General features: G+C 69.3%; 8 protein-coding genes. 3 read left to right on the top strand and 5 right to left on the bottom strand.

All coding sequences use genetic code 11. The features are described 5' to 3' along the window. Nucleotides 1-457: 457 nt before the first annotated feature. From AB4030_RS22140 to AB4030_RS22130, 3 genes are all read right to left on the bottom strand, one after another. Nucleotides 458-1081, bottom strand: a complete 624-nt coding sequence (locus AB4030_RS22140; RefSeq protein ID WP_442281361.1) for a maleylpyruvate isomerase family mycothiol-dependent enzyme — start codon at nucleotides 1079-1081, stop codon at nucleotides 458-460. Between the two features lie 787 nt (nucleotides 1082-1868). Then, entirely contained in the window at nucleotides 1869-2513 is a 645-nt protein-coding gene (locus AB4030_RS22135; protein ID WP_442281360.1) for an allene oxide cyclase barrel-like domain-containing protein, read from the bottom strand. A 107-nt stretch (nucleotides 2514-2620) separates the two neighbouring features. Beyond that, nucleotides 2621-5446 (bottom strand): AAA family ATPase, encoded by a 2826-nt coding sequence (locus AB4030_RS22130; RefSeq protein WP_442281359.1) that lies wholly within the window; start codon nucleotides 5444-5446, stop codon nucleotides 2621-2623. An 803-nt stretch (nucleotides 5447-6249) separates the two neighbouring features. On the opposite strand from AB4030_RS22130, the gene AB4030_RS22125 reads away from it, so the two are divergent. Then, the gene (locus AB4030_RS22125; protein WP_442281358.1) at nucleotides 6250-7050 is read left to right on the top strand and encodes a hypothetical protein; all 801 of its coding nucleotides are present in this window, start codon (nucleotides 6250-6252) and stop codon (nucleotides 7048-7050) included. A 380-nt stretch (nucleotides 7051-7430) separates the two neighbouring features. Beyond that, nucleotides 7431-7925, top strand: coding sequence for a hypothetical protein (locus tag AB4030_RS22120; RefSeq protein WP_442281357.1), 495 nt, complete (start codon nucleotides 7431-7433; stop codon nucleotides 7923-7925). Nucleotides 7926-7985: 60 nt separating this feature from the next. Here the strand turns inward: AB4030_RS22120 and AB4030_RS22115 are convergent, their stop codons facing one another. Next, complete coding sequence (locus AB4030_RS22115) at nucleotides 7986-8420, bottom strand: PH domain-containing protein (RefSeq protein ID WP_442281356.1); 435 nt, start codon at nucleotides 8418-8420, stop codon at nucleotides 7986-7988. Nucleotides 8421-8637: 217 nt separating this feature from the next. Further along, the gene (locus AB4030_RS22110; RefSeq protein ID WP_442281355.1) at nucleotides 8638-9006 is read right to left on the bottom strand and encodes a hypothetical protein; all 369 of its coding nucleotides are present in this window, start codon (nucleotides 9004-9006) and stop codon (nucleotides 8638-8640) included. Between the two features lie 432 nt (nucleotides 9007-9438). Here AB4030_RS22110 and AB4030_RS22105 point away from each other — a divergent pair, with 432 nt between their 5' ends. Then, nucleotides 9439-10632 (top strand): transposase, encoded by a 1194-nt coding sequence (locus tag AB4030_RS22105; RefSeq protein ID WP_442281354.1) that lies wholly within the window; start codon nucleotides 9439-9441, stop codon nucleotides 10630-10632. Nucleotides 10633-10879: the final 247 nt, after the last annotated feature.

Below are 10879 nucleotides of genomic sequence, written 5' to 3'. Positions count from 1 at the left end.
TCGGACATCGCAGGCCGCCCCGTCCCGTCGTCGACACAACCCGATCACACGCTGCCGAGCACGACCTCGATTAGCTATGCAGGGACCGACGACGAGGACACCGGCACCCGCTCAGCCCTTGACGCTAAACACCTCACGCTGATGTCCGGTAACCGTCCTCGGGCTTTGGCCATCGGTGGTCGAGATTGCGTAACGAGGCCAGGAGGTGTTGTGACGTGCCGGGCGGGTGCGGCACGCCCTTCGTCGCCCGCTCGGGTCGACCCTTGGATGAGGGTGCACCCGCTGCATCAGCCGATGTTGGGCGGATCGCGGCGCCGACTCGTCGGGACCGTCATCCCGGTGAAGCGGTCCGTCCGGACGCGAGGGGCAGTTTCGTGGCCTGGAATCCGCACAGGCCACGAATGGCGTGCGTGGGATTGGCGTAGGGGGGCGGCAGGAAACGACGGGGCGGTAGGGCTCAGGGACGGGAGTGGAGCACAGCGACGCCGTCGCCGGTGAGGTCCTCGAGCGCGGCCTTGCGTCCAGTCATGGCCATCACCAGAGCGATGATGGGACCGACCACCTCGGGGCCGCTGCCGGAGGTCCATTCGGCGTCGGTGGCTCGCAGGGTGACACCGTCGATGCGACGCTTGGCTCCGATCAGCAGGTTGCTGCCGCGGTAGAAGTCGGCGACGGCGACGACGTGCTCGACCGGGTGGTCCCGGTAGCCGTCGAGGGCTCGGAAGACGTCCTCACCGTGGACGATGGTCTCGCCGAGCCACGACCTTGCCGGCCCCGGCGGCGCCGTCCGCGCCGAGACCCGGGACCGGAGGCGGGCGACGAGGTCGTGCGGGGTGCGCGCGTCGTCCTCCACGCGGGCGATCTCGGCATCGCTCATCCGCGTGAAGGAGAAGCCGTGGCGGGCGAGGTTGACCACGAACGCCGCCCGCGTCAGCTGCGCCGTCGCCACCATGTGTGCGACGGTGTCGCGGACCGTCCGGCCCGCGCACAGCGACGGCTGGTTCCATGCGTCGGCGGGCAGGGCGTCGAGGGCGTCCACGAGGGCGGCGCGTTCCTGGGCGATCGCGGGCCAGACTTCCATGGTGGTGACCTCTCGAAGTGGCTCGAGCTCTGCGCGGGCCGAGGGAGGCTGCAAATCCCGAGTCTAGGTGCCACCGCGGGGTCGCCGCGGGCGGATGCCACCGGCCCGACGAGATCATTTGACTGGTTCCAGACGACGTCACTGAGACGGGCGCCTTGCCCTCCGTCGGGACGGCGGCCATCTGCTTAGCCCACAGGGTGGTGCACGGGGAGACCGCCTGAGCCATGACGTTCCCCGTGGCTCTTTCCCTGGCTGCGGCAGCGGTGAGGTCCGGCACCTTGTGGTGCAGGCTAAAACACCGTGGTCCCGGCGCTACTGGCGCTTCGGCAACTTGGATACGAGCTGGAGCAGCACGAGGAGCGATTCATTGCCAAGACTGCTCACGCCCGCGTTTCCGCGGATGATCCCGTCGCAGTCCTCGGAGTGGTCAGGCTCGCGGAGCTCCGCCGTCCTTGGCGAGCGACTGACGCAGAGGTCGAGGGAGCAGCCATGGAGTTTGACCTGTAGCGACGTAGGGGCCCTGCGCCAACATCCTCAACTCGGCAGCACCGCGCGGACAGCGGCATGAGCGTGCGTCACATCCAGTCGATTCCGGTCGGCCAGCCATGCTGGATCGGCACAGTTGGTGATCTTCGCCTACGAGAGCTCCGCCGGGTCACCGCGGTGGAGAAGGGCCCGGCGACCTGGGGCCGGTCAGTGACCCGGTTCAGCTACCCGGCCAGCACCCAGACGCTGGTGGCGAGTACCTCGTGGCCCTCCCCCCTTGCTGGTCGTGGTGAATCCGCCGTCAGCGGAGCAGTCGAAGGACGAAGTCGTTCCGCTCTGTTGTGGACCTGACCTCGAGGACGCCCTGAGCGGTCTGGTAGGCACCAGTCCCTCCGGTGATGGCGAAGCTGTTGGCTTCTCTCGTGAGGTGGAATGGGCCCTCCACCGTGATCAGGCCACTGGCGAGTTCGAAGGTGACGTCTCCCATGCAGATGGTGTCCTCGACGAACACGCATTGTCCCCGCAGGTCGCCTTGTTTCTGGGTCATCGCAGGGTTGAGCACGGGGTGGTTGAAGACCAGGTAGTCACCGACGCTCTGCCCCGGCGCTCCGACGTCGACACGTGTGGTCCCGGTGCCTGCCGGCGCCGAAAGGTGGATCACCGCGGGGTTCCGGGAATCATCTGCAACGACGCCACCAGCCTGCGAGTGTTCGGCTGCGTTCGCTGCGTCCGGCGCGCGAGCGGGCCTCGTCGTGGACTCGGCTCCGAGCCGGTGCTCAGCGGCGTTCGCCGACCCCGCGATGGAATAGTCGTGGTCGGCGTGGGCGGTCGCGGCCCCGAGGGCGAGGACGCTGCCCACGGTGACAAGGGAGGTTGGCACCGCCAGACGTGAGAGCCACCACCTGGCTGGCCTCTCTCCGTGGCGTATCGAGTTGATCCTGAGCATCGCACTGCTCCTTTCGGTGTGGACCTCGGTGCCGGTTGGCTGAGGTCCCTCCGAGCGTGCGTGCCGGCGCGGGCGGCCATCATCGGGCAACTCCCTCAGGTCGGGAGTCACCGTTCCGCGGGTCGGGAGGCGGGCGGATTGCCGAGCTGGGCGGCGAGCTCGGCGCGGTTCCGCACTCCGAGCTTCGCGAGGATGTTCGACACATGTCGCTCGACGGTCTTGCGGGAGAGGAACAGGCGTGCCGCGATCTCGCGGTTGCTGGCGCCGGCGGTGACGAACACGGCGATCTCGTGTTCCCGTTCGGTGAGCGTGCCGAGCATGTCGGACGGACGAATCCCCGGACCACGACGCCAGGTTCGGACGCCGAGAGAGCGCAGCCCCCGTTCGGCGACCAGCTGTGCCGTGGTGGCGCCGATTCGCTCGGCCACGCTGCCTGCCCCCCGGAACAGCTCCGCCGCCCCGGCGGTGTCCTGTTCCCGGGCCAGTAACGCAGCCAGGTCGAGCTTCGCCTGAAGGGAATCCAACAGGAGCCCCTGGCGTTCCGCCTCGGCCACCACAGTGCGCGAGGCTCCCACCGCATCCGGGAGCCGGCGAACGGCGGCGGCGATCGCGGCCTCGGCACCCAGGCGCCGCCAGCTGTTGTAGAGGTCCGCCACCGGTACCTCGACCTGGGAGAGGAGCGCATGGGCTTCTGGCACGTCTCCGACGCGGGCGAGCGCCTCGGCGCCGCGGAGGGCCGCCTCCGTGCCGCACCTCAGGCATCCCGCGGACGCGGCGTCCGCGCGTGCCCATCCGACCGCGGCACGGACATCGGCACTGGTATGCCCCGGATCGAGCCACGCAAGCGCCGCGGCGCGCTCCATGTGCGCCTGCAAGCGGTAGTGCGGCTCCCGCTCCTCATCCGCCGCCTCGCCCAACCCGTCCACCGCACGCCGCCAGTCGCCCCGCTGCAGCTCGATCAACCGCGGCAGGATCACGCTGAACGCGCGGGCGGGACGCAGCTCGGATAGCCGGCGACCGAGGGCCGTGCACTCGTCCATGACGACCTCGGCGTCGCCGAGTCGCCCGAGGGACAGCAGAACCCGCCCGTACGCGGCACCGACCTCGAGCACGGCCTGCGGGAGCACGCGACCGCGCGCTTGCGCCCATGCGCCACGTAGCCGGGTCTCGGCAGCGGCGTTCCGGCCGAGGAACCGGAGGGCCATCGCGCCGTCCACGAGTGCCTCGATGTGGACGCGCTCGTCGAAGTCGACTGCGGCCTTGGCCAGCTCGTCGGCGGACGCCAGGAGCCCTTCGGGATCGTCCACCATCAGGGCTCCCTCCGCGACGGCGACCAGGGCGCGCAGATAGGCAGCCCGCACGGGTCCGGCCTGGCTCCGCAGCACCTGCGGGTCGGGGACGAGTTCCCGAGCCATGGCGAGGGACTCTTGCGCCGCCGCCATCGCCGCGGCTGCGTCGTGCTCGGCGTGCCGAAACAGCGCGGCCTCCTGTGCCGCGACCTCGGCCCTGAGCACCAGGTCGTCGTTTGCTGCTACGCGGCACCGTTCGAGGGCATCCTGCGCCTCGGCTTGCCACCCGAGCTGCAGCGCGAACTCGGATACGCGGAGCGCGGCACGAGCGGCTTCGACCGGGTCCTGAGCGAGCGCGGCCAGGTGCAACCAGCGGCGTAGTGCCTCTTCGTGCTCGCCCAGCTCACCCGCCAGCGACGCGAGATCGGCCTCGAGCGACCGATCACCCTCGACGGACCCGCGATGCGGTGCGGTCGCGTCGGCGATCTCGCCGAGTCGCCGCAGGCCCGCGGCCCCGAGCAGCCGCCGCCGGGGTGCCCCTGCCAGACGGGCGGCAAGGTCGCGCACGGGCAGGCCGGCCGCCTCGCGATGCTCTAGCGCCTCCAGGAGCAGCAGCTCGTCGGCCTCGGACGTCGCCTCGAGCCAGTCCACGATCCGCGTGTGCAGCTGTCGGGAGCGAGGCGCGGACAGCCCCTCTAACACCCCCTGCCTGATCAGGTCGTGCGCCACCTGGTAGCTCCCGACCGCGCGGACTACCAGGCCCCGGTGCTCCAGGCCGGCGACCGCGCCGTGCACCTCCCCTTCCGCAGCACTGCACAACTGCACAAGGTCCTCCACGGTGAGAGGTCGCCCCACGAGGGCCAGCAGGGTGAGGACCAACCCCGCCTCGTCGCCGAGCAAACGGACCCGCCGCCCGACCAGCCCGGCGACGTCGCCGTCCCCGGGCCCACCGCAGGCAAGGACCTCGAGCCAGAACGGCGAGCCCTCGGCGGTCCGCCAGATGCCCTCTGCGGTCGTGTCAGCCACGTCCGGTGCGAGGCCCCGGACGAGACGAACGCCGTCGTCACGATCGAGGGGACCCAGCTCAAGAAGCACCAATCGGTCGCGCCCGAGTAGGCGGGCCAGGGCCTCTGCGAAGGACTCCGTCACCGCGGCCGCCCGGGACGCCATCACGATGCCGAGGGGAAGAGCCGTGTCGCGGGCCGCCCGCACCAGGTAGTGCAGCAGTGCGAGGGAGGCCCGGTCGGCCCACTGCGCGTCGTCGACGACGAGCAGCACCGGACCCAGTCCAGCAACGGCTTGATGGGCGGCCTCGAAGACCCGCACCGACTCCAGGGACTGAGCCGTGGCGGCGCCGGCGAAGACCAAGTCATCGAGCACAGCGCCATACTTCGGCACGGTGGTCAGCTCCTTCAGGCACGGCCGCATACAGGCCAGCGGCACCTCCCGTTCGGGTTCGTAGCCCGCCGTTGCAAACTGCTTCATACCGCCGACCCCGGCGCGGAACTCGGTAAGGAGCCGGGTCTTACCGACGCCGGGGTCACCGAGAATCATGGCGGCAGCCGGGCCGCCACCGTCCCACCGAGTGGTGAGCAGGTCCAGGGCCTCGAGCTCGACGGTACGGCCCACGAAAGTGCTGCGCACAGCAGCAGGCTACGTCCGCCGCCGCTTCCACGCAGGCCACGACAAAGTAGCCCGGCGGGTACCCGGAATGTCTGGCTCACCGGGGACGGACAACCGCCCTATCACGAAGCGGTCGTGGTGGCGGTGACCCCCAGCAACGGCCCCTGGCTGTTCGCTATCGAGGCGACATCAGAGAAAGCCGCGAACGACCTCCTCACTGCCTTCGAAGCTGCCCTGGGCTAGCGGACGACGGCACGGCAGCCCGGTCAGCCCCACTGAGTGGGGTTCTGAGCTGCGGCGCGCGCACGCATCCGTGCCTGCTGGCGCACCTCAAGGAACAGAGTCGCAGCCACCGCAAGCCCGCTCGCATACAGACCGGCGCAGAACGCTGGGAACGTCAAGGTCCGCGACCTGTCGCTCGAGGTCATCGCCACCGGCACCCTGGCCGAACTGGAGGGCCATCGTTGAGTACTGCCGCACCCTGGCTCTCGAGGAGATCGCGTGGGCCGCGAAGCCGACGGCTGGATGCCCTTGACGGAGTGCCTGGCAGACGTGCCCGGAGAGAAGTGCGCGCCGATGCGGCAGGATCTCAGGGCCGCGGCCGCCGAGCGACGACCCGGCAGGTGACCGTCGACCTGACCTGCCGCGTGCTCGACGGAGTACGGCACACCAGCGGCATGAGCGGAGGCCCGCTAATTCGGCTCGAGCTACCATCCGCTCATCTGAGCCAGCCGGGGCGGCGCGCCGAGTCGTGCCGGGTCGGGGCAGAGCCGGGCGAGGCGTCTGGGGCAGGGGCAGGGGCAGGGGCGAGCATGTTGCCCCGCTTGAAGCAGGTGGCGCCGTTGCGGGTCTTCGCGCCGCAGTACGTGGGAACCTCAGACATGCCCGATACCTCCCATGGCGTGACTCATGAGACGGCGGATGCGGTTCGGGCTCAGCTCCCCGCGCCGCGAACTAGAACCGGCCGGGTGGTGCACAGCCGCGCCGCGACCATCGTGTTCGGCTCGCTGTGGTGGCTGTACGGCCTCTGGCTCGCATGGATCGCCTTCCAGGCGCGGGACTCGAACTGGCTGTGGCTGTTCTACGCGGGGCTGGCGGCTGCCGTGTTCGGCGGCAGGCTCCTTCGGCAAGTGCAGTGGGTCTTCGACCGTTCGAGCGAAGTGGCTCGTGGGGCTAGCCGCTGCGTGGTGTTTGGGCTCGCGATCGCAGGATTCGTTGCTTCGGCCGCGCAGTTCCGTCTGGCCACTCTGATTGTGCTTGCCTTGGTCGGCCCTGCTGCCGTCGTTTGGTTCGCTGAGCGCAACGTTCGCCTCCAAGAGCGGAGCAGGCAGCTCTCGCAGGAGGTTGAGTTCAAGCAAGGGCAGGTGGATGCCCTGAAGCAGGGCACGCAGACCGCTGAAGTGCTCAATGCGCTCATGCGCGTGAACCTCGAACTCATGAGGCTTGCCGCCCTGGACGAAGTGCGCCGGCGCAATGCGCATCCTCCGCTCGCTGGTCACCGGAAGGGCCGTCGCCGGGTGTATGAGGTCCAAGCCCTGTGGGAAGACGCTCAGGCGAAGGGCGCGCAAGCCGCAGCAGTGACCTCTGAGCAGAGTCTCGAGAGCCCTCCCGCACTGTCGAAATAGCAGTGCGCGGTCCATCCGGCTCGCCCCTGGCCTCCGGACTGCTCCTAGAATCGGCCGACACGTTCTCGCCGGCGCCGTTCCGTGACCCACCCCCTGGGGTCGACGGGGCGGCGCCACCAGCAGCCACCACGGCGTCAGCGACGTCGACAGCGATCGGGCAGCCGCGCTGCGCAGCATGCCCCATGCCTCGCGGCTTCGCACCGAGCGTGGAATCCGCACGTGTGGCGCTCGGAATGGGATCTTCCTTCGACGGTCTGTGGGCGCGCCCCGGACTCCAGCTTCTCGGCACGACCGGTAAGCGGCATGACCGTGCGTCCGCGCGTGAATGACACACCGCCGAGGTTGCATCCTGAAAGACTCCCGAAGTGCCTAACGACCGCGTGGAGTACCTCCTCCTTCTCGATGGACTGGACGACGAAGCCCTTTGGGCTGCAAGTCGGGCAGCGCTCTCCCTCGTGCAACACGACATCGCCAAGGCGGAGACTGACATCCCGTGGTCAATGCGTGACACCTGGCCGGCGGAGGCTGCCGGGGCAGCCGCACTGCTGCGCGACCGCTTTGTTCCCGAACACAAGCGGGATGAGCCCTACCAGCAGACGGGCATGCAGCTCACCGATGATCACGCAGTCCGCCAAGCCTTCATCACGTTCGCCGCGCACGCTTACGATGCTTCATTCTGGCGACACGATCACGCCGAAGTCGCCAGCCTTGCCGACGAGGGAACCTCCTTCGCCATCCACCTGACCGAGGACCAGCGCAAGACGATCACCGAGATGATCGGTGACGACCGCATCGTCACACTGGCGGAATGGAACAAGACCCACCCCTCGTTCTGGCGCTCCCTCCTCGAACGGCTCAGTCCACCTGAGAGCTAGCCCTCAGCGGCATGTGCGGACGTCTGCGCGACGAGGTCGCCCCTCAGGCCGCAAACGGCATCAGTTCTCGGGACGCGGTCCGTTCTCCGATATGCCGTGGGCCTCGGCGTATCGGATGAACTCCGCACGACGCGAGCCAGGGAGATCAAGCGGGACGCCCTGCCCCTCGGTGGTGATGATCGCGACCACATCCATTGCCTTCCACCGGCCGGGCTCGGCCACGCGTGCAATCTGACTCCACGACAGCGTGCGCCACCTGAACCACCTCCTGAGCCGAACTCCCGCAGTCGAAACGACAGTGCGGTCCCACGGGCGCACGAGCGTCGGAGCGCCGAAGATGACGCCTAGAAACAACAACACGTGCCAGTCGACGCCGACGAGCACGAACGCCACAAGGATGGCGACCATCGCCAACAGCGGGATCCCGACGGTCCGCCAGAGCGCGACTGGTCCGTGCGCCCCCTCGATGTCGTTGCCCTCACCGTCATGCGCCATGCGTCCCCCTGCCAGTCGCTCATCACGGGCGTGAGCCCACAGCTCCCGTGTGGAAACTACAGCCCCCGGGTTCAGTCAGGGAGCGAACTTGCCGATCCTTGGTTACAGGAGACGACCCTCAGCGGCATGGTCCGACGGGCGGGACCGGCCACCATCCACCGCACCTCACGCTTGTGAGCGACCCCCTGGGCAACGACTTCCCCGCGCGCAGACGTTGTCAGCGGGCGCGTGCAACGTCGGCCAGCGAACACGCGCTCACGAGGAATGGGACCAGCACTGACAGGGCGAGGGTCAGCGTGTGGCGGGCCAGCGAGGGGTGCTCCCGGGCGACCTGATGACGCAGCTCCGGGCGGCGCATCGCCCGGAGGCCGACCTGCTGCTCGCCTCGCGCGCGTTGGCGTCCAGCAGTGAGGCTGATGGTTACACAGTTCAGGACGATGCCGGTGGCAACCGCCGCTTCCCACCACCGCTGGTGAGCCCAGTAGTAGACGACAAAGGGAAGCAGGAGCGCAGCGATCAGGCAGAACTCCGCGATCGTGAAGATGAATCCGTTGAGCCGGTTGTGCTCCCGGATGATTGCGAGCATCGACCCGTCCTCGCTTTCGTCAGGTGGTCTATTCGTCGCGTTCCCGACCGCGGACTCTCGTGCAGTCGTGGCCTCCGTCGAGATCAAGGTGAGCTGATCCGGTGCGTTCCGCGGAGAGCGCCAGCGGGCACGAGTGCGCTGATCGCGGCATAGAAAGGCGTTCTGCGCGGTCGGGTCTGGCGTGGCGAACGTCCTCCCTGATGCGCTTGTCGGGCTTGGTGTCCCACACGCAAGAAGGAGGACGTTCATGAACAACGGTAGTGGCGTTTCCCGCGGTGATCGGAACCGCAACGCTCGGCTTTCGAGGTTGCGGGCGGCGGTCCCGACGACGAACGCGATCGTCGGGATCGACCTGGCCGACCGCAAGCAGATGCTCGTCGTGACCGACCACGACTCGAAGGTCCTCGCGCGGCGCACGTTCCGGTGCAAGGCGTGGACCTCGGCGCGGCCCTGGACTGGGCAGCGGACCGCGCCCACGCGAAGGGGTTCGCCGGGGTGACGGTGGCGTGCGAGCCGACCGGGCACCGGTGGATGGTCCTGGCTCAGCTCGCCGCCGAACGCGGCATGTCATTCGTATGCGTCCAGCCCGCAGCCTCCTCCTGGGCCCGGAAGACCGAGGACCTCACCACGGACAAGACCGACGACAAAGACGCCGTCCTGATCGCCCGGCTCACCGCCGAGCTGCGCTGCTACCTGCCCGAACCCGTCGACCAGGCGAACGCGGCCTGGACCCGGCTGCGGCACCTCGGCTCCCGCCGGGAGGAGCTGCTCGAGCAGCACGTGAGCTGCGTGCAGACCCTCCGGGACCTGCTCGAGTGCGTGTGGCCGGCCGCGCTCGAGACAGCGAAGCACCCGTTCCGCTCGACCACGTTCGTGGCCGCCCTGGCCGTTGTCGTCGGGCAGGGGCGCGGTCGTGACGGTGGGGACCTGGACCGCACGAGGCGGCTCGGGCTGGCCCGGTTCGAGCGGGCCGTCCGCGCCGAGGTCACGCGCCGTGGCGGGGTCCGGCCGTGCCTGCGAATCGTCCGCCGCCTCTTCGCCGCGCTCGATGACAGCGCCGGTGTGGTCGCGCACCGGCCGGCGGTGTTCGAACGGCTCGAGTGGACCCTCGCGGACTGGGACACCGCCCGGTCCAACCTGACCGACATCGAAACCAGGATGGTGTGCGTCCTCGACGAGCTGGGCCTGACCGCGCTGGTGACCAGCATCGACGGGCTGTCCCCGGTCGGGGCCGCCGCGATCCTCGCCCAGACCGGCGACCTGACCCGGTTCACCTCCGCCCGGGCCGTGGTCAAGCACGCCGGCCTGGCGCCGCGGGAACGCAAGTCCGGCACCTTCACCGGCCGGGCCCGCCTCACCGGCGCCGGGCGGCCGCAGCTGCGCGTCGCGGCGTGGCGGGCGGTGTGGGGGTGCCTACAAACCAACCGGGTGTACGCCGCCCGCTACCGACACCTCACCACCCGCGAGACCAACCGGCTCACCCCGACCCAAGCCCAGACCGCCGTCGCCGGCGCGATCTTGCGTCAGCTGTACGCCGTCGTCACCCAGCAGCGCGCGTGGGACCCGGTGATCGCCGCCCACGGCACCACCATGTGGAAGGAGACCGCGAGCACCACTGCGGCATAACGATATCCAGCACCAGAGCATCAGCACCAAGCCACCAGCACGCGGCGCTAGCCACCAAGAGCTGGGGCGGGGTGAGCCTTCCGCGGCATTGAGAACCATTGCGGTATCTCGTCGGACATCGCAGGCCGCCCCGTCCCGTCGTCGACACAACCCGATCACACGCTGCCGAGCACGACCTCGATTAGCTATGCAGGGACCGACGACGAGGACACCGGCACCCGCTCAGCCCTTGACGCTAAACACCTCA

The sequence above is a fragment of the Terrabacter sp. 2YAF2 genome, from assembly GCF_052114705.1.
Lineage (GTDB): Bacteria > Actinomycetota > Actinomycetes > Actinomycetales > Dermatophilaceae > Terrabacter.
The sequence above is the reverse complement of the archived record's forward strand: the minus strand, read 5'-3'. Positions and strand labels throughout refer to the sequence as shown.

Coding starts and splice junctions, on each gene's coding strand:
- AB4030_RS22140 (WP_442281361.1), bottom strand. CDS start 1,081: ATGGAAGTCTGGCCCGCGATCGCCCAGGAACGCGCCGCCCTCGTGGAC.
- AB4030_RS22135 (WP_442281360.1), bottom strand. CDS start 2,513: ATGCTCAGGATCAACTCGATACGCCACGGAGAGAGGCCAGCCAGGTGG.
- AB4030_RS22115 (WP_442281356.1), bottom strand. CDS start 8,420: ATGGCGCATGACGGTGAGGGCAACGACATCGAGGGGGCGCACGGACCA.
- AB4030_RS22110 (WP_442281355.1), bottom strand. CDS start 9,006: ATGCTCGCAATCATCCGGGAGCACAACCGGCTCAACGGATTCATCTTC.